This window comes from Nonomuraea rubra (assembly GCF_014207985.1).
In the GTDB taxonomy this organism is placed as follows: Bacteria; Actinomycetota; Actinomycetes; order Streptosporangiales; family Streptosporangiaceae; genus Nonomuraea; species Nonomuraea rubra.
Genome location: NZ_JACHMI010000001.1, coordinates 4,056,959 through 4,074,553, shown reverse-complemented (window position 1 = coordinate 4,074,553; position 17,595 = coordinate 4,056,959). Strand labels below are relative to the sequence as shown.

19 protein-coding genes are annotated in these 17,595 nt (G+C 71.9%); 5 read left to right on the top strand and 14 right to left on the bottom strand.

Going from position 1 to position 17,595, the window contains the following annotated elements; translation table 11 throughout:
• The first annotated feature begins 122 nt into the window (after positions 1-122).
• On the top strand, positions 123-932 hold the full coding sequence (locus tag HD593_RS18620) for a maleylpyruvate isomerase family mycothiol-dependent enzyme (protein ID WP_185103349.1): 810 nt from the start codon (positions 123-125) through the stop codon (positions 930-932).
• Positions 929-1,588 (top strand): MBL fold metallo-hydrolase, encoded by a 660-nt coding sequence (locus HD593_RS18615; RefSeq protein WP_185103348.1) that lies wholly within the window; start codon positions 929-931, stop codon positions 1,586-1,588. The genes HD593_RS18620 and HD593_RS18615 overlap by 4 nt, the downstream gene beginning before the upstream one ends.
• 4 nt (positions 1,589-1,592) lie before the next feature.
• Here the strand turns inward: HD593_RS18615 and HD593_RS18610 are convergent, their stop codons facing one another.
• The 13 genes from HD593_RS18610 to HD593_RS18550 all read right to left on the bottom strand — a co-directional run bounded on the left by HD593_RS18610 (position 1,593) and on the right by HD593_RS18550 (position 14,298).
• The gene (locus HD593_RS18610; RefSeq protein WP_185103347.1) at positions 1,593-1,868 is read right to left on the bottom strand and encodes a hypothetical protein; all 276 of its coding nucleotides are present in this window, start codon (positions 1,866-1,868) and stop codon (positions 1,593-1,595) included.
• 51 nt (positions 1,869-1,919) lie between these two features.
• Positions 1,920-2,753 (bottom strand): CDP-diacylglycerol--serine O-phosphatidyltransferase, encoded by an 834-nt coding sequence (gene pssA / locus HD593_RS18605; protein ID WP_185103346.1) that lies wholly within the window; start codon positions 2,751-2,753, stop codon positions 1,920-1,922.
• A complete protein-coding gene (locus tag HD593_RS18600; RefSeq protein ID WP_221524821.1) occupies positions 2,740-3,351 on the bottom strand; it encodes a phosphatidylserine decarboxylase in 612 nt (203 codons plus the stop codon). Before HD593_RS18600 ends, pssA begins: the two co-directional genes overlap by 14 nt.
• A 138-nt stretch (positions 3,352-3,489) precedes the next feature.
• Complete coding sequence (locus HD593_RS18595; protein ID WP_185103345.1) at positions 3,490-4,473, bottom strand: TerC family protein; 984 nt, start codon at positions 4,471-4,473, stop codon at positions 3,490-3,492.
• A 193-nt stretch (positions 4,474-4,666) separates the two neighbouring features.
• Positions 4,667-5,743 carry a glycosyltransferase family 4 protein gene (locus tag HD593_RS18590; RefSeq protein WP_185103344.1) on the bottom strand — a complete coding sequence of 359 codons (1,077 nt, stop codon included), beginning with the start codon at positions 5,741-5,743 and terminating at the stop codon, positions 4,667-4,669.
• A gap of 22 nt (positions 5,744-5,765) precedes the next feature.
• A complete protein-coding gene (gene murJ / locus HD593_RS18585; RefSeq protein WP_185103343.1) occupies positions 5,766-7,379 on the bottom strand; it encodes a murein biosynthesis integral membrane protein MurJ in 1,614 nt (537 codons plus the stop codon).
• Between the two features lie 93 nt (positions 7,380-7,472).
• Positions 7,473-8,336, bottom strand: a complete 864-nt coding sequence (locus tag HD593_RS18580) for a hypothetical protein (protein ID WP_185103342.1) — start codon at positions 8,334-8,336, stop codon at positions 7,473-7,475.
• Between the two features lies 1 nt (position 8,337).
• Positions 8,338-9,315 (bottom strand): copper transporter, encoded by a 978-nt coding sequence (locus HD593_RS18575; RefSeq protein WP_185103341.1) that lies wholly within the window; start codon positions 9,313-9,315, stop codon positions 8,338-8,340.
• Positions 9,312-10,508 carry a putative cytokinetic ring protein SteA gene (steA, locus tag HD593_RS18570; RefSeq protein WP_185103340.1) on the bottom strand — a complete coding sequence of 399 codons (1,197 nt, stop codon included), beginning with the start codon at positions 10,506-10,508 and terminating at the stop codon, positions 9,312-9,314. Before steA ends, HD593_RS18575 begins: the two co-directional genes overlap by 4 nt.
• A 73-nt stretch (positions 10,509-10,581) precedes the next feature.
• Positions 10,582-12,291: a DNA repair protein RecN gene (gene recN / locus HD593_RS18565; RefSeq protein WP_185103339.1), complete on the bottom strand. Its 1,710-nt coding sequence runs from the start codon at positions 12,289-12,291 to the stop codon at positions 10,582-10,584.
• 110 nt (positions 12,292-12,401) lie between these two features.
• Positions 12,402-13,301 (bottom strand): NAD kinase, encoded by a 900-nt coding sequence (locus HD593_RS18560; protein ID WP_185103338.1) that lies wholly within the window; start codon positions 13,299-13,301, stop codon positions 12,402-12,404.
• Positions 13,298-14,110: a TlyA family RNA methyltransferase gene (locus HD593_RS18555; RefSeq protein ID WP_185103337.1), complete on the bottom strand. Its 813-nt coding sequence runs from the start codon at positions 14,108-14,110 to the stop codon at positions 13,298-13,300. The genes HD593_RS18560 and HD593_RS18555 overlap by 4 nt, the downstream gene beginning before the upstream one ends.
• A complete protein-coding gene (locus HD593_RS18550; protein WP_185103336.1) occupies positions 14,107-14,298 on the bottom strand; it encodes a hypothetical protein in 192 nt (63 codons plus the stop codon). The genes HD593_RS18555 and HD593_RS18550 overlap by 4 nt, the downstream gene beginning before the upstream one ends.
• A gap of 126 nt (positions 14,299-14,424) precedes the next feature.
• Here HD593_RS18550 and HD593_RS18545 point away from each other — a divergent pair, with 126 nt between their 5' ends.
• The 3 genes from HD593_RS18545 (at position 14,425) to HD593_RS18535 (ending at position 16,383) form a co-directional block, all read left to right on the top strand.
• On the top strand, positions 14,425-14,772 hold the full coding sequence (locus HD593_RS18545; RefSeq protein ID WP_185103335.1) for an SCP2 sterol-binding domain-containing protein: 348 nt from the start codon (positions 14,425-14,427) through the stop codon (positions 14,770-14,772).
• 82 nt (positions 14,773-14,854) lie between these two features.
• The gene (locus HD593_RS18540) at positions 14,855-15,610 is read left to right on the top strand and encodes an ABC transporter ATP-binding protein (protein WP_185103334.1); all 756 of its coding nucleotides are present in this window, start codon (positions 14,855-14,857) and stop codon (positions 15,608-15,610) included.
• On the top strand, positions 15,610-16,383 hold the full coding sequence (locus HD593_RS18535) for an ABC transporter permease (protein ID WP_185103333.1): 774 nt from the start codon (positions 15,610-15,612) through the stop codon (positions 16,381-16,383). Before HD593_RS18540 ends, HD593_RS18535 begins: the two co-directional genes overlap by 1 nt.
• Positions 16,384-16,621: 238 nt before the next feature.
• Here the strand turns inward: HD593_RS18535 and HD593_RS18530 are convergent, their stop codons facing one another.
• On the bottom strand, positions 16,622-17,593 hold the full coding sequence (locus tag HD593_RS18530) for an HAD-IIA family hydrolase (RefSeq protein WP_185103332.1): 972 nt from the start codon (positions 17,591-17,593) through the stop codon (positions 16,622-16,624).
• Positions 17,594-17,595: the final 2 nt, after the last annotated feature.

The window sequence follows — 17,595 nt, the reverse complement described above, 5'->3', positions numbered from 1 at the left end:
ATCCGTCCCTCACAGGTTACGGCCAACTCCCCCGCAGGGAGGAGCCCTTCAACATTCAACCTCCTGACCTGCGGTTTTATGCCCGACCTGCCAGCTCAGCCTAGATGACACAATCCCTGGACATGACCGTCCTACCTGCGCTGCAGGCCGAGCTCGCCTCGGCGACGAACCAGCTGCTGGCCACGGCCGCGTCCCTCTCCGACGCCGACCTCGCCGCCCCCTCTCTCCTACCCGGCTGGACCAGGGGACACGTCCTCACCCACCTCGCCAGGAACGCCGATTCCTACATCAACCTGCTGACCTGGGCGAAGACCGGCGTCCGCACCCCTCAGTACCCCTCCTACGAGGCCAGGTCGGCCGAGATCGACGCCACCGCCGGCCGCCCGGCGGCCCGGCTGCTGGCCGACGCCGAGGACGGGGCCGCCCGCTTCGCCGCCGCCGTCCGCGACCTCCCCGCGCACGCCTGGTCCGCGCAGGTGGAGGGGATGCGCCCGCCGCCCCACCCCGCCTGGTACGTGCTCGTACGCCGCCTGCGCGAGGTCGGCGTCCACCACGTGGACCTGGCGGCCGGGTACGGCCCGGCGGACTGGCCGGAGCCGTTCGTGCGCCGCGAGCTGCACGACCTCCGCCGCACCTGGTCACCCGAGCACAGCACGGTGAGCGAGATCGTCCTCGTGGAGCGTGCCCCGGAGGGCGGCGAGACGGCGGAGGTGTGGCCGGGGCTCGGTCACGGTCCGGCCGTCACGGGCACGCCACGCGACATGCTTGCCTGGCTCACCGGCAGGTCCGGGGGGCAGGGCGTTAGTCTGTTGCCCGCGGGGCAGTCGCATGCGCCCGGTCCCGGGGGCGTCGGTCTTCCAGAGCCGCCACCGTGGCTGTCGATGCCGGCCCCCGCTGATCTGCCCGCGACGCCCCCGAAGGACTACCCATGACCTATACAGGTGACGTCCAGGTCGGCGGCCCCGCCGACGTGCGCGAGCTGCCCGCGCTCACGATCTGCAAGCTCGCCGTCGGCCCGTACGACAACAACGCCTACCTGCTGCGCTGCACCGAGACCGGTGAGGGCCTGCTCATCGACGCGGCGGCCGACTCCGACCGGTTGCTCGCCCTCATGGCCGACCAGCCGGTCGGCACGATCGTGACCACCCACCAGCACGGCGACCACTGGCAGGCGCTGGAGCAGGTGACCAAGGTGACCGGCGCGCAGGTCATCGCCCACGCGCTCGACGCGCCCGCGCTGCCCGTCCCCGTGGACCGCACGGTCGAGCACGGCGACACGGTCACGGTCGGCGCGATCCCCCTGGAGGTCATCCATCTGCGGGGGCACACGCCGGGCTCGATCGCGCTGCTGTACGACGGCGGTGGCGAGGCCGGCCATCACCTGTTCACCGGCGACTCGCTGTTCCCCGGCGGCGTCGGCAACACGTGGGAAGACGCCGAGCGCTTCACCCAGCTCTACACCGACGTGGTGGAGCGGATCTTCGACCGCCTGCCCGACGAGACCTGGGTCTACCCGGGCCACGGCAAGGACACCACGCTCGGCGTGGAACGCCCCGCGCTGCCGGAGTGGAAGGCCAGAGGCTGGTAGCCGGTCACCCGCGAGCGGCCAGGACGCGGACGATCCGGTCGGCCGCCAGGGCGGGATCGTCGGTCAGCCCGACGAGCTCGCCCCACGACCACCGGTAGAACCACCCCTCGGAGAGCGGCACGCAGTCGACGGTCTCGGCCAGCATGACCGTGTCGGGGTGGCTGATGCGCAACGCGGGCGGGTACGACCGCAGCAGGGCGGTCAGCCCGCGTTGCTCCAGCTCCGTGGCCAGCTTGCCGAGATGGTACGTGCGCGTGTGCTCGCGCGGCGTGGCCGACATGGCTCCATCAAAGCCGAAGTATGACGAAAAATCCCGCCACTTGCGGATCGGCTAGCCCTTGTAATGCCCGACGCGCTGAGCTTCCTTGCGCTGCTCGCGCTTGTAGAACAGGACCCGCAGCGGGATCGCCGCCACGAGCGCGATCTGCATGGTCGCCCCGATCTTGATGGGCAGGTCGCCGCCCGAGGGCCAGGCCACCCAGAACGTGAGGAACGCCACGTTCACCATGATCCACCCGAGGACGACCGCCGCGAGCTGCCCCTTCGGCTTGGGGTACTCGATGCGGCTGACCATCAGCCAGGCCACCCCGAGCACGGCCAGCAGCGACCAGATGCTCGGCTGGAACAGCAGCACGATGGAGATCACGGTCATGGCGCCCATCGGGATGGGCAGGCCCATGAAGTCGCCGCTCTTGGTCTTGACGCAGGCGAACCTGGCCAGGCGGACCACCCCGGCGACGAGCACGGCCGCCGCCGCGGCCAGCACCGCCATGAACGGCACCTGCTGCGTGAACCCGCCCCAGATGACGACCATGAACGCGGGCGCGAACCCGAAGCTGATGACGTCGGCGAGGTTGTCGAGCTCGGCGCCCATCGCCGAGGCACGGAAGCGCCGCGCCACGAGCCCGTCGAACAGGTCGCAGGTCGCGCCGATGAGCAGCAGCACGATGGCGGTCGCGAAGTAGCTGGGCGCGGGCGTGAACCGCCCGCCGTCGACCTGGAGCTGCTGGATGGCCGAGTAGGCCAGCACGCACACCGCGAGGAACCCGCAGACGGCGTTGCCGAGCGAGAGCGAGTCGGCGGCGGACAGGCGGAACGCCTTGCCGACCGGACCGCGAGGCTCTTCCTCTTCCGCCTGCCAGCTACCGGCGTCAGCCGCGGTCAATTCTGGTCACCCCCGCAACCGTCTTCTGGCCCACGGACACCGCGGGAGCGATCCCTTCGGGCAGGTAGATGTCGACCCGCGAACCGAACCGGATGAGCCCGATCCGCTCGGCCTGCTCCACCTTGGCCCCGGCGGTCAGGTACGGCACGATCCGGCGCGCCACCGCGCCCGCGATCTGCACCATCTCGATGTCGCCCAGCGTGGTCTCGAAATGCCACACCACGCGCTCGTTCTGGTCGCTGTCCTTGTTGAACGCCGGCAGGAACCCACCTGCCACATGCTGCACGGAGGTGACATTTCCCGCAAGGGGGGCACGGTTGACGTGCACGTTCAGCGGGCTCATGAAGATCGCGACCCGGGTGCGGCCGTCCGGCCACGGGTCGATGCTCTGCACCACGCCGTCGGCGGGCGACAACACGCGGCCCGCACCCGGCGTGCGGTCGGGGTCGCGGAAGAACCAGAGCATGCCCCCGGTGAGCGCGCTCAGCGGCACCGCCGCGAGCGCCCATCGCCGGTCCCGGCGCGTCAGCAGAGCGGTGGCGGCCGCCGCGGCCGCCGTCGGGAGGAGCCACGGGGAGACCCCGCGCGCGAGCCTCATGCGGCTCGGCTTAGCAGAATCGTCTGACACGTACAACCTTTGGTGGTGACTGGACTGGGCGCTTTGCCGTGATGTTACAGAACCCGCAACCATGACACGGCACAACTACACAAGCAAAGCGCCTCGAAGCCCATTTCGCTAGACCTGCTCCGGATGCGGCTCCTCGCCCTTGCGCACGTCGATGCGGGCCTTGACCAGGCTCGCCACAGTGGTGACGACCATGGTGGCGCCGATGACCGAGAGCGACACCCAGATGGGAATTTCGGGCGCCCAGGAGACATGGCTGGCGTGCAAGGCCTCCAATACGAGCTTAACCCCGATGAACCCAAGGATGAACGCCAAACCGTAGCTGATGTAGACGAGCCGCTGCAGCAGGCCGCCCAGCAGGAAGTAGAGCTGACGCAGCCCCATCAGGGCGAACGCGTTGGCCGTGAAGACGATGAAGGGGTCCTTGGTGAGCCCGAAGATCGCCGGAATCGAGTCGAGCGCGAACAGCAGGTCGGTGCTGCCGATGGCGACCATCACGATGAGCATCGGCGTCACCATGCGCTTGCCGTCGATCTTGACGGTGACCTTGGAGCCGACGTAGGTCTCGGTGGTCGGGAAGGCCCTGCGCACCCACCGCAGCACGACGTTCTCGTTGAACTCCTCCTCGTCGCCCTTGAGGTGCTGGCGGACGATGTTGATCGCCGTGTAGACGAGGAAGGCGCCGAAGACGTAGAACAGCCAGCTGAACCGCTCGAGCGCCGCGGCGCCCAGCGCGATGAAGATGCCACGCATCACCAGCGCGAGCAGGATGCCGACGAGCAGCACCTTGTGCTGGTACGCCTTGGGGACGGCGAACCGGCTCATGATGATGAAGAAGACGAACAGGTTGTCGACGCTGAGGCTGTATTCGGTGATATAGCCCGCGAAGAACTCTCCGGCTCTGTCGCCTCCGGAGGTGAACCACAACAGGATGCCGAACGCGACGGCCAGCGCGACGTAGAAGGTGACCCAGTATCCGGCCTGCCGCATGGAGAACTCGCGTGCTTCTCCGCGGTCGACGATCCACAAGTCAATGGCCAGGACAACAAGAAGACCGCCGATAACGGCGATCCAGGCCCACAAAGGTTCAGTCACTCAGACCCTCCGGCAAGCATGCATCAGCGCCGGAGGTCTCTCCCGCCCGCGCAGAACCGCGGACCGGCAGCCCCGGGGGCCCCGTGGAGCGGGGCTGCACCGTGATGACGAGGCTGTCGCGAAGGGATACTCCCCTCCCTAACCCAGGCAGTATATGAGAACGCCTCGACCGCGCGTAATCATCCTCCTGGCCCTACGCTCGGTACACCCCGAGCACGTCCGCCACGACCTCGTCGCTCCCGGGCATCTCCCGCCCCCGCCGCTCGGCCGCCTCCGCCAGCGTTTCCGCAGCTCCCGGCGTCTCCAGCAGCTCCCGTACGGCGTCGCGGAACTTCCCCGCCTCCCCGTACGGCACCAGGATCCCGGCGTCCCCGAGAATCTCCGGAATCCCGCCCACCTCGGAGGCGATGGCCGGCGTCCCGGTCATGAGCGCCTCCCTGAGCGTGAGCGGCTGTCCCTCCCACCGGCTCGGCATCAGCAGCGCGACGGCGGCGCCGAGCAGGTCGGGCACGTCATCCCGGTTGCCCAGCAGCACGACAGGCAGTCCCTCCGCGTCGATCCTGCGCTGCAGCTCCCCCCGCAGCGGCCCTTCCCCTGCCACCACGAACAGCGGCTCCGCACCCGCCGCACCCGCGCCGCCGGCCCGCCACGGCCCTGCCGCGATGTCGAGCAGCGTCTCCAGCCCCTTCTGCTGGGCCAGCCTGGCGACGGTGAGCAGGATCGGCCGATCCCCCGCCTCCAGCTCGTCCCTGACCTCCTGAGGCGTCCGCTTCGCCGGCCGCGGCACGGGCGCCGCCACCACGGCCGCCCGCACGTCACGAGCCCCCAGCCCTCGCATCCGGGCAGCCAGGTCCGGCGAGACGGCCAGCACGTGCCCGGCCCGCCGTGCCACGATCCGCTCCAGCACGCCGTACACGAGCCCCACGAACCCGCCCGCGGTCAGCGCGTTGTGCAGGGTCACCACCGGCCCCCGCCGCCCCAGCGCCGCCAGCGCCCCGGCCCGCAGCCCGTGGGCGTGCACCACGTCGGCGCCCCGGGTCAGCCGCCGGACCGCCAGCACCGCCCGCAGGTCGTTCACGGGATGCGGCCGGTCGGAGATGGGCACCTCCGCGAACCTGGCCCCCGCCGCGCCGAACGAGAACTGCTCCTCGACGCTCCCCGGCCCGATCACGAGCACCTGGTGCCCCCGTCGTACGAGCCCCTCCACGAGCATCAGCACATGCCGCCCGGTCCCGCCCGACGTGGTGCCCAGCACGAAAGCCACCCGCACGCCCTGTCCCCTCCTCGTCCTGTCAAGCACCGGCGCCGGGGCCGTTCCGCCGCAGCAGCCGGGCCACCGCCTCCGCGTCGCCCCGGTCCACCACGGCCACGACGGCCCCGCCCACGACCAGCGCCACGACGGCGCCCGCCACCGCGGCCCCCACGTTCGCCCAGATACCGCTCGCACCGAGCAACGCCACCGCCCCGGCCCCCGCCAGATACCCCAGCAGCCCTCCGGCGACCGCCGCCGCCCCGGCCCTGACGAGCCCGGCCGCGGCCGCGCGCCCGCGGGCCCGCACGACCGACCACAGCAGCATCCCGCCGCCCACGGTCATGCCCACGCTCATCCCGAGCGCCATCCCGCCGATCTCCCACCTGTCGGGCAGCACCAGCACGAAGACGGTCTGGGCGACCATCACCACCCCCCAGCCGGCCACGGTCCCGGCGGCGACCGCGCGCCCGCGGCCGGCCGCGTACAGCACCCGGCTGAGATGCGCGATCAGCCCGTAACCGATCAGCCCGGGCGTGAACAGCGCGATCGCCGCCGCCAGCTCCCCCGGCGGCACCTCGCTCTTGTCCGCCAGGAACACCACCGCACCGGGCCCCGACGCGGCGGCCAGCACGCCGGCGGCCAGCCCTGACACCAGCACCACGGCCCGGGTCGTGCGCGCCGCCAGCGCCGCGAACGCCTCCGGCTCGCCCGCCTGGGCGGACAGCCGGGGGAAGGCGCTGGTGGCGATGGGCACGGCCAGCACCGCGTACGGCACCAGGTAGATCGCCCACGCGTAGTTGTAGACGGCGATGGCTCCGTTGCCGATCGCGTGGTTCGACAGCACGAGCACCACGATCATGGCCGCCTGCTGGGCGAGGAGCGCCGCGATGCCCGCCAGCGCGAGCCTGCGCACCTGCCCGGCCACCCCGCCGGGGAACCGTAACGTGGGCCGCCACCGCAGCCCCAGCCGGGCCACAGGCCCGAGCACGGCCAGCACCAGCGACAGCACGCCCAGGCTGGTGCCCACCGACAGCGCCAGCTCCGCGGGCTCCGGCACCGCCCCCGGGTCGCTCTCGCCGCCGCTGAGCGGCACGAACAGCAGGTACGCGACGATGACCACGATGCTGGACACCAGGGGCGCGACCGCCGGCCCGGTGAACCGCTTGTGCGACTGCAGCACGCCGTAGAGCACCACGGCGACGCCGTACAGGGGGATCTGGGGCGCGAAGACGACCAGCATGCGCGTGGCGACGGCGCTCACGTCGCCGACGTCACAGCCGTCGATGGCACCGCCGAAGAACAGCCCGACGATCGGCCCGGCGAACACCGCCAGCAGCACGCCCACCGGGACGAGCACGACCAGCACCCAGGTGAGCAGCGCCGAGCCGATCCACCCCGCCCGCTCCCGCGAGCCCCGGTCGGCGGCGCCGGCCAGCAGCGGCACGACCAGGCCCGCCAGGGCGCCGCCGGCCACGACCTCGAAGATGATGTTGGGGAGCTGGTTGGCCGTCATGTAGGCCGTGGACAGGCAGTTGGTGCCGACGGTGGTGGCGAACGCGTACTGCTTGGCGAACCCGATGACGCGCGCCAGCACGGTGATCGCCCCGATGAGCATCGCGCCGCCCGCGACGCCCCGCGCCGTCACCACACCCACCCGGCCTCCCTCAGCCATCCACGCTACGCAGACATCCTGGCAGGCCGGGCCGGCAAACGAGCAACGCGGACCACACGGGCCGGCGCAAACGGCTCAGGCGGGATCGACCGGGCGGCGGCCGAGCATGTCGATGCCGTTGAGCACCCGGTTGCCCGCGATGACCTTGGTGAAGCTGACCTTCTCCGCCGCCGCCGTCAGCGCCACGACGGTGCCCAGCAGCGCGTACCGGCCCGGCCTGCCCAGCTCGGTGACGGCGGCCAGGCCGAGCAGGGCGCCCAGGGCGTTGGCGCCGGCGTCGCCGAGCATCGCGCGCTCGCCGAGGTCCTCGGGCAGCAGCGCGGCGGCGGCGCCCAGCGGGGCGGCGGCCAGCGCGGCCGTGGCGGGCGAGTGGCGGAACAGCGCGGCGGCCAGCAGCGGCCCGCCGGTCAGCAGGCCGACCTTGATGGCCCGGCCGGGGCGCAGGTCGAAGAGGTTGGCGAGGTTCGCGGTGGCGGCGATGGTCGCGCCGTTGACCAGGGTGTCGGCGGGGCCCTTGGAGACGAGCGCGGCGGCGGCCAGACCGCTGGCGCCGATGCCGAGGATCTTGACGGCGCCGCTGGTGACCTCGCCGCGGGCCAGCGCGCTGAGGTGGCCCTTGAAGCCCTTGGACGAGGTGGTGCCGTACAGGTCGTCGTAGGCGCCGACCGCGCCGCTGCCGACGCCCGCGAGCAGCGCGGCGGCCCGCACCCGCGGGGTCAGGCCGGGCGTGAGCGCGGCGGAGGCGGCGGCGCCGGCCGCGAACGCGGGGCCTTCGAGCAGGGTGATGGGCTCGCCGCGGTGGTTCTTCCTGGTCCAGCGGCCGCTCAGGTCGGCGGGCCGGTCGCGGGTGAACGCCGTGTAGGCGGCGCGGGCGGCCACGGCGCCGATCGCGGCGCCGGCGAGGGCGTACAGCAGGCCACGGGCCCGGCTGGCAGGCATGTCAGCTCCCTGACGTGGTCGTGGGGGACGGGGTCGCGGACGTCACCGCGGGCACGGGGGCCGAGGCTCCCTTGCCCACGCCGTACTGGCCGGCACGCCCGGACGTCTGCTCCCGGAGAGAGTAGACGATCGCGACGCGCCCCACCGGCATGTCGGCGGTATCCACCGTGGACACGCGCTTGGAGACCTCGCCCTCGTCGCGTACGGCGCTGATCGCGTCGCCGGGCGAGGCGGCGGGGTCGGCCATCCCGGCCAGCACCGCGCCCTGGCTGCCGACGTCGAGCCCGTCGGCGACGGAGACGATCGCGCCCGCCTGCGTCTCGGCGTTCTCCCCCTCGTACGCCCGCTCCGGCGCGAACATCACCACGAGCGTGGCCCGCTTGACCGGATCGCCCTCGGCGGTGAGCAGCCCGCCCGCCTCGAACGTGCTCAGGACGTCGGCGGTGGCGGGGTTCGGCGTGCCGCCCTGGGCCTGGTCGGTCGTGACCAGAGTGGCGGCGAGCAGCGCGGCGGCCCTGTCCCAGCTCGTCGCGGTGGCGGGGAAGACCATGTTGACCGGCTTGAGCTGGTTCACCAGGCCGTCGAGCACGCCCTTGGTCTTGGGGTCGAAGAACTTCTCGCTCAGCGCGACCCGGCCGGAGACCTCCGCGCCCGCCTGGTCGAGCACCTGCTCGGAGGCCTCGCGCACGGCGTTGCTGGAGCCCGGCGACTCGACCAGCAGCACCCGCTGGCCCGTCAGGTCGCCGGCCACCAGGTCGGCCGTGGACGAGATGATGAACTGGTCGTTGGCGGCCTCGCGCCCGCGCAGGGTGTCGATCTGCGCGCGCAGCTCGTCGTTGGACGCGGTGAGCCCCGCCGTCACCTCCTCGATGGACTTGACCGCCGGCCCCTGCAGCAGGGTGGTGCCCAGCACGATCCCCACCGCGAGGGCCAGGAAGATGGCGACGATGGAGACGAGGTGGTAGCGAAAATCGATCACGAGAAGAGTCCGACCAGCCAGAAGATGAATGCGTTCCAGAGGTCTTGCAGGCCGTTCAGCCAGGTGCGGCCGAGGGGTGAGAGGCCGAGCGCGACCCCCATGGTGATCAGCGCGGTGATCACGAGCAGGAGCAGTTGGGAGGTGGTGATGCGGCTGCGGTAGAGCCTGCTGACGCCCTTGGCGTCGATGAGCTTGCTGCCGATGATCAGCCGGGTGAGGAAGGTGCTGGCCATGCCGGAGCGGCCCTTGTCGAGGAACTCCTCCAGCGTGCCGTGCGTGCCGACCGCGACGATGAGCTCGGCGCCCTTGTCGTCGGCCAGCAGCATCGCGATGTCCTCGCTGGTGCCGGTGGCGGGGAAGATCACCGCTTCGCGGCCGAGCTGGTGCACGCGCTCCAGGCCGGGAGCCCTGCCGTCGCGGTAGGCGTGCACGACGAGCTCGGCGCCGCAGGTCAGGGCCTTGGTGGAGACCGAGTCGAAGTCGCCGACGATCACGTCGGGCAGGTAGCCGGCCTCCAGCAGCGCGTCGGCGCCGCCGTCGACGCCGACGAGGACGGGGCGGTACTCGCGGATGTACGGGCGCAGCGTGGCGATGTCTTCCTTGTAGTGATATCCGCGCACCACGATGAGGACATGTCTGCCCTCCATGGGGGTGCGGATCTCAGGCACGCCGACTCCGTCGATGAGAAGCTTGCCCTCACCGCGAACGTACTCCATCGTGTTGACGGCGAAAGCCTCGATCTGCACGGCCAGCCCGGCGCGCGCCTCCGCCATCGCGGACTCGACGGTCTCCAGGCTCTGCTGCTCGCCCTTGCCGACCACGTCGTCGTCGAGGTAGACGACGCCCTCGCAGACGCGGACGACGTCGCCGTCCTTGATCCGCTCGAACAGCTCCTGGTTGGCGTTGTCGACGAACGGCACACCGTTGTCGAGCAGGATCTGCGGCCCCAGGTTGGGGTAACGGCCGCTGATGCCGCTGGCCACGTTGACCACGGCCGCGGCGCCGCACGCGACGAGCGCCTCCGCGCTGACCCGGTCAACGTCGACATGGTCGATTATGGCGATTTCCCCGGGCTGGAGGCGTTTGGTGAGCCTCTTGGTACGCCGGTCGATCCTCGCCACTGCCGTCACACCGGGAAGGCCCTCGACCTTCCTACCGCGGAGGCCCGGCATTCTGCTTCCCGGAACCTTCATCAAGACCATCCTGCCAGAGCGAAACAGCGCGGAGGCCACGCATGGCGCGGCGTGTCCGCTATGTCACCCAGGATCACCTGTCGGCTGCCGCCAGGCCCAGCAGCTCCTCCGCGTGCGCCCGGCCCAGCTCGGAGTCCTCCAGACCGGCCAGCATGCGGGAGAGTTCGCGTACGCGACCCTCGTGGTTGAGCGTGACGACACCACTGCGCACGACGCTGCCGTCGCTCGCCTTCTCGACCACGAGATGCTGGTCGGCGAACGCCGCCACCTGCGGCAGATGTGTGACGACAATCACCTGCGCGGTGCGGGCCAGCCTGGCCAGCCTGCGCCCGATCTCGACCGCCGCCTTCCCGCCGACCCCCGCGTCGACCTCGTCGAACACGAACGTCGGCACGGGGTCTGCGCCGGCGAAGACGACCTCGATCGCGAGCATCACGCGGCTCAGCTCACCGCCGGAGGCGCCCTTGTTGAGCGGCAGCGGCGGCGCGGCGGGATGCGCGGCCATGCGCAGCTCCACCTCGTCGCGCCCCTCGGGGCCGAACTCCGCCGCCTGGGTGAGCTGCACCACGACCCTGGCGTGGGGCATGGCCAGCGCCGTCAGCTCCTCGGTCACGGCCTCGCCGAACCGCTCGGCGGCGGCCTGGCGCACGCTCGTGAGCCGGTCGGCCAGCTCGGTGAGGCGTGCGGTCAGCTCGTCGTACTCGCGGGTCAGCTCGTCGATGCGCTCGTCGTCGCCCTCCAGCTCGGCCAGCCGGGCGGCGGCCTGCTGCGCCCAGGCCAGCACGCCCGCGCTGTTCTCGGCGTACTTCCTGATCAGGCTGGACAGCACCGACCGGCGCTCCTGCACTGCGGCCAGCCGCGCCGGGTCGGCCTCGATCGACTCCGCGTACGCCGCCAGGTCGGTGGCCACGTCGGAGATCAGGTATCCGGCCTCGGCCAGCCGGTCGGCCACCCCGGCGAGCTGGGTGTCGAAGTCGCGCACCGCCTCGACTGCAGCCCGCGCCTCGCCCAGCAGCGAGATCACGTCGTGCGGGCCGCCCGCGGCCTCCATCGGGTCGCCGAGCAGCGCCGTGTGCGCGGTCGTCGCGGCGCTGCGCAGCGCGTCGGCGTGCGAGAGCCGCTCCTCCTCGCCGCGCAGCTCGTCGTCCTCGCCCGGCTTGGGGTCGACCTTCTCGACCTCCTCCAGCCCGAACCGCAGCAGGTCGGCCTCCTGCGCCCGCTCCCTGGCCCTGGTGGTCAGCTCTTCGAGCTGCGCGGCCACCTGCTTGTGCCGCTTGTACGCCTGGGAGTACGCCCGCAGCGGCTTGACCAGGTCGTTGCCGGCGTACCTGTCGAGTGCGGCCCGCTGCCTGGCCGGCTGCAGCAGCCGCTGCTGGTCCATCTGCCCGTGGACGGCCACCAGGTCGTCGGCGAGGTAGGTCAGCGTGCCCACGGGCACCGTGCGCCCGCCCAGCCACGCCCTGGACCTGCCCTCGGCGGAGACCGTCCGCGAGATGATCAGCTCGCCGTCCTCGGCCTCGCCGCCGATGTCCTCGACCTGCTGGGCGACGCGGCCGCCCGGCTCGATGACCAGCGTGCCCTCCACGCTCGCCCGCTCGGCCCCCGGCCGCACGCGCGAGGGGTCGGCCCGGCCGCCGAACAGCAGCCCGAGCCCGGTCACGACCATCGTCTTGCCCGCACCCGTCTCGCCGGTGACCACGTTGAAGCCAGGCGAAAGCTCGAGCACGGCCTCGTCGATGACGCCGAGCCCCTGGATGCGGACCTCCTCGACCCTCGGTCGCACTGCCCACTCCCGTTCACTGCCGTGTCTGACGCCGCTGCCCGCCCCCAGGTGGCCCCTGGAAACGGCCGGTCATTGCCCACGTGATCCTACGCGCTCTCCCCTCCATTCACTCAGGGTCGCGCCCTTCCGCGCCACCCCTGGACGGGAAGCTCGAACTTGGCCACCAGCCGGTCGGTGAAGGGCGCTCCGGTGCTCTCCACTCCGTGCAGGCGCGCCAGGCGTACGGGCTCGGCGCCCCTGCGAACCTCCACCCGGGTCCCGGACGGGAGTTCGAATCTGCGTCTCCCATCACACCACAGAACCCCGCCGGGCGTGTCCGGCAGGATCTCGACGGCCAGCGTGGAGCGGGGCGAGACGACCAGCGGCTTGGCGAACAGCGCGTGCGCGCTGATGGGCACCATGAGCAGCGCCTCGACCTCGGGCCAGACGACGGGGCCGCCGGCGGAGAACGCGTACGCGGTGGAACCGGTCGGAGTGGCGCAGATCACGCCGTCGCACCCCCACCTGGACAGCGGCCGCCCGTCGATCTCGGCGACCACCTCCAGCATGCGCTCCTGCTTCTCGACGGTGGCCTCGTTCAGCGCCCAGGTGTCGGCCAGGACGCGGCCGTTCTGCCGGGCGAGAACATCGACCGTCATGCGTTCCTCGACGTCGTAGCGGCCGGCCACGACGCTGTCGACCGCCGCCGCCAGGTCGGCGACCTCGGCCTCGGCCAGGAAGCCGACGTGCCCCAGGTTGACGCCCAGCAGCGGCGTGCCCGCGGGCCTGGCCAGCTCGGCGGCGCGCAGCAGCGACCCGTCGCCGCCGAGCACGATCATGACCTCGGCGTCCTTGGCGGCGCCGGGGTCGGCCGGCACCGCGTCGGCCTTGTCGCAGCCGATCTCCGCGCACTCCGTGTCCAGCACCCTGACGGTGATGCCGGCGTCGACCAGCCGGTTGATGACCAGCCGGGCGCTGTCGACGGCGGCGCCGCGCCCGGTGTGCACGGCGACCAGCACGGTCCGATTCATTGCGGCCCTTCCGCGACGGCACGCTGGATCTCGGCGTCGAGGTCGGCGAGCTGCGGCGCGCCGTCCCCCTTGCCCAGCCAGATCAGATACTCCACATTTCCCGACGGCCCCGGCAGCGGGCTGGCGGTCACTCCGCGCACGCTCAGCCCCAGCTCCAGCGCCTTGGCGGCGGCGTCGCGCACGGAGCGGGCGCGCAACTCGGGATCCCGTACGACGCCGCCCGCCCCGACGAGGTCCTTGCCCACCTCGAACTGCGGTTTGACCAGCATCACGAAGTCCGCCTGGGGCGCGGCGACCGCGGCCAGCGCGGGCAGCACGAGCCGCAGCGAGATGAACGACAGGTCGCCGACGATCAGCGTGGGCGGCTCGCCGACCATCTCGGGGGTGAGGTCGCGCACGTTGACGCGCTCCATGACCGTCACCCGCTCGTCGTTGCGCAGCGACCAGGCGAGCTGCCCGTAGCCGACGTCCACGGCGAGCACGTGGCCGGCCCCGCGGCGCAGCAGCACGTCGGTGAACCCGCCCGTGGACGCGCCCGCGTCGAGGCAGCGGCGCCCCGCCACCTCCAGCGCCTCGAAGGTGTCGAGCGCGCCGAGCAGCTTGTGCGCTCCGCGCGAAACGTAGTCGGGCCCGTCCTCGGAGGCGGCCACGACGATGGCGGAGGCGGTGTCGACCTGGGTGGCGGGCTTGCGCGCCCGCTGCCCGCCGACGCTGACCCGCCCGTCCTCGATGAGCTGCGCGGCCTGCTCGCGCGATCGGGCCATGCCGCGGCGGACGAGCTCGCTGTCGAGCCGGATCCTGCGGCTCACCGGCGCCCCGCGTCCGCAGACTCCTCGCGAGTCGTCTCCTCCACGGCGGCCAGCGTGCTCTCCAGCTCGGAGAACGCCTCGTCGAAGACCGCGACGTGCTCGCTCACCGGCAGCTCGCCCAGCCGGCCGAGGCGGGCCACGATGGCGTCGACCCGCCCGTCACCGGTCTCCTCCGGCACCTCACTCATGACTCGACCGTAACGCCTCCCGCGAGCGTCCGGGACCTTGGCAGGCGTGTCACGCGTTGAAGCCCATACGGGGGTGCTACTGATGTGGAACGCTACCGTCCGCAAAAGGAAGAAAGGATACGCATCATGGCAAGCGTCGAGGAGTGCCGGGCGGCACTGGCCAAGCTCGTCGCGCAGTTCGACGAGATCGACGAGGAGGACCGTGCCAAACACGTGGTCGAGCGCACGGTCAGCTGCCGGGTGTCCGACCTCGACGTGACCTTCTACGGCCGGCTGCACCACGGGGGGCTGGACCCGTTCACGGAGGAGCCGCCGGCGGACGGCAAGCCCGCCGACGTGAAGCTCACGATCGTGAGCGACGACCTGGTCGCGCTGGTCGACGGCGAGCTGGATCTGGCGCGGGCGCTGCTCGGGGGGCGGGTGAAGATCGACGCGAGCTTCGGCGACCTGCTGCGGCTGCGCAGACTCATCTGAACGCCCGGCCGGTGGCCTTGACGGCCCTCGTCGCCCAAATATTTAATGACTTCATTAACTATTACGCGACGGATGAAGCAACATGGGCTGGATCATCGACACCGAGCACCTGAGCCGCACCTTCGGCGAGCGGACCCTCGCCGTGGACGGCCTCACCCTGGAGATCCCGCCCGGGGAGATCTTCGGCCTCCTCGGGCCGAACGGCGCGGGCAAGACGACCACGATCAGGATGCTCGCCACGCTGCTGCCGCCCAGCGGGGGCGCCGCGCGGGTGTGCGGGTTCGACGTGGTGCGGGCCGCGTCAGAGGTACGCGGCCGCATCGGCTACGTGATGCAGCAGGTCTCCCCGATGGGGCACTACCTGCTGACCGGCAGGGAGAAGGCCGAGATCGAGGCGGCCCTCTACCACGTGCCCAGGCGGCGGCTGAAGGACAGGGTCGCCGAGGTCCTCGACCTCGTGGGCCTGACCCGGCACGCCGACCGGCTCGTCCAGGAGTACTCGGGCGGCATGCAGAAACGCCTCGACCTGGCCTGCGGCCTGCTGCACCGGCCGGAGCTGCTGATCCTCGACGAGCCCACCCTCGGTTTGGACGTGCAGTCGCGCCACCACATGTGGGAGCACATCCGCGCCCTCTGCGACGCCGGCATGACCGTGCTCCTGGCCACCAACTACCTCGACGAGGCCGACCGCCTCTGCGACCGGCTCACGATCATCGACCACGGCCGCCAGGTGGTCACGGGGACGCCCGCCGAGCTGAAGGCCGCGCTGGGGGCCGCGTCCCTCGACGAGGTCTTCCTCCGTCACACCGGGCACGCACTGCGGGAGGAGCCGAGCTGATGTGGTCACAGGAGGTGCTGGCGCTGTCGCGGCGCTGGCTGCTCATGACGCTACGGGAACGCCTGAACCTGCTGTTCAGCGTCCTGCAGCCGGCCGTGTGGCTGGTGTTCTTCGCCGGCGGCCTGGGCGGCGCGGTGGACGCGCGGGTGGTGGGGACGGCCGACTACATCGCCTTCGCGGTGCCGGGCGTCATCGCGTTCACCGTGGTGGGCAACGGGGTGACGGCGGCCATGCCCCTGCTGTTCGACAAGGAGACCGGATACCTGGACAAGCTGCTCAGCATGCCGATCAGGCGCAGCTCGCTGATCGTGTCGCGGTTCGTATTCCAGGTGGGCATGAACGCGGTCCAGGTGCTGGTGATCCTGCTCGTGGCGCTCGCCCTGGGCGTGCGCCCCGCCTCGGGGGCCGCCGGCGTGCTGGCGATCCTGGCGGCCACGGCGCTGCTCACGCTGGCGCTCACGGCGGCGGCGATGGCGCTGGCCTGCGCGGTGCCCTCGCACGGGACGTTCTTCGCCATCACCGGGTTCGCCTCGCTGCCGCTGCTGTTCATGAGCAACGCCTTCGTGCCGCTCACGGCCATGCCCGGGTGGATGGAGGTGGTGGCGCGGGTGAATCCGCTCACGTACGCGATCGAGGCGATGCGCCTGCTGGTGCTGCGGGGGTGGGGTGGTGGGGTGCCGGTGTCGCTGGGGGCGCTGGGGGTGGCCTCGGCGCTGCTCCTGGCGGTCGGCGCCTGGCAGTTCACCCGCCAGACCAGCCACCGCATCACCTGACCGGCCACCACATCACCCGCACCCCACTCACCCCAGGGGTCGGCCGCCCGCTCACCTTCACCCGCACGCGGTCGAGTTCACCCTTCACCCGCACGCGGTCGAGTTGCCGTTCCCCCGCACGCGGTCGAGTTGCCGTTCTCCCGCACGCGGTCGAGTTGCCGTTCCCCCGCACGCGGTCGAGGTCACGTTCGCTCGCACGCGATCGAGACACCCTTCACCCCGCGCGATCGAAACACTTTCACCCCACGCGGTCGAGCACCGGCTTGACCGCGTCCTCCTCGATTCTGCCCTCACCGGCCGCCGCCCAGGCGGCATCGCTCGCGGCCCTCAGCCCATCGATCCGGCTGCCCTCCCCCTCGAGACGCAGCACCCCGTCCCGCCACTCGGCCCGCCACCCCCCGCAGGCACCATCGCGCACCTCGGGGTAGGGCAGGAGCAACGCCCCCAGATCCTCCCCCACGTACGTGGGCCGGTGCCGGGGCTCCGCCGTCAGCAGGTCGGCCGCCGTCGCCACCCCGGTCAGCACCAGCAGGCTCTCCACCCCCGCGTTGGAGGCCCCCTCGATGTCGGTGTCGAGCCGATCACCGACGACCAGCGGCCGCCGCGCCCCCGTACGGATCATCGACTCCCGGTGCAACGGCGGATCGGGCTTGCCGGCGTAGATCGGCTCGACCCCGGTGGCGTGCGCGATCACCCGCACCATGGCCCCGTTCCCCGGCAGCTCTCCCCGCCCGGTCGGCATCGTGCTGTCCGCGTTGGACGCCACGAACAACGCCCCCTGCCGCACTGCCAGCGCCCCCTCAGACAGCAGGCCGTACGACAGCCCGGGCGCGATCCCCTGCACCACGGCGACGGGCGATTCGGCGGCGGTGGAGACGGGGCGGAGCCCGCGGTCCCGTACCGCCAGCCGCAGGCCGGACCCGCCGACCACGAGCACTTTCGCGCCGGGCGGCACCCGCTCCGCGATCAACCGCGCGGCGGCCTGCGCCGAGGTCACCACGTCCTCGGCCGAGGCCGGCACCCCCAGCTCCCGCAGGTGGCCCGAGATGGCCGCCGGCGTGCGGGAGGCGTTGTTGGTGACGTACGCCAGCCGCACACCACGCCGCTGGGCCTCCTCCAGCGCCGCCGGAGCCCCCGGCACCGCGTGGTTGCCCAGATAGACCACGCCGTCGAGGTCGAGCAGCAGGGTGTCATAGCCGTCGATCAGCACAA

Bases quoted from the DNA above. Each gene is read 5' to 3' on its own strand.
- HD593_RS18620 (WP_185103349.1), top strand. From the start codon at position 123: ATGACCGTCCTACCTGCGCTGCAGGCCGAGCTCGCCTCGGCGACGAAC.
- HD593_RS18615 (WP_185103348.1), top strand. From the start codon at position 929: ATGACCTATACAGGTGACGTCCAGGTCGGCGGCCCCGCCGACGTGCGC.
- HD593_RS18610 (WP_185103347.1), bottom strand. From the start codon at position 1,868: ATGTCGGCCACGCCGCGCGAGCACACGCGCACGTACCATCTCGGCAAG.
- HD593_RS18600 (WP_221524821.1), bottom strand. From the start codon at position 3,351: ATGAGGCTCGCGCGCGGGGTCTCCCCGTGGCTCCTCCCGACGGCGGCC.
- HD593_RS18580 (WP_185103342.1), bottom strand. From the start codon at position 8,336: ATGCCTGCCAGCCGGGCCCGTGGCCTGCTGTACGCCCTCGCCGGCGCC.
- steA (WP_185103340.1), bottom strand. From the start codon at position 10,508: ATGAAGGTTCCGGGAAGCAGAATGCCGGGCCTCCGCGGTAGGAAGGTC.
- HD593_RS18560 (WP_185103338.1), bottom strand. From the start codon at position 13,301: ATGAATCGGACCGTGCTGGTCGCCGTGCACACCGGGCGCGGCGCCGCC.
- HD593_RS18550 (WP_185103336.1), bottom strand. From the start codon at position 14,298: ATGAGTGAGGTGCCGGAGGAGACCGGTGACGGGCGGGTCGACGCCATC.
- HD593_RS18545 (WP_185103335.1), top strand. From the start codon at position 14,425: ATGGCAAGCGTCGAGGAGTGCCGGGCGGCACTGGCCAAGCTCGTCGCG.
- HD593_RS18540 (WP_185103334.1), top strand. From the start codon at position 14,855: ATGGGCTGGATCATCGACACCGAGCACCTGAGCCGCACCTTCGGCGAG.
- HD593_RS18535 (WP_185103333.1), top strand. From the start codon at position 15,610: ATGTGGTCACAGGAGGTGCTGGCGCTGTCGCGGCGCTGGCTGCTCATG.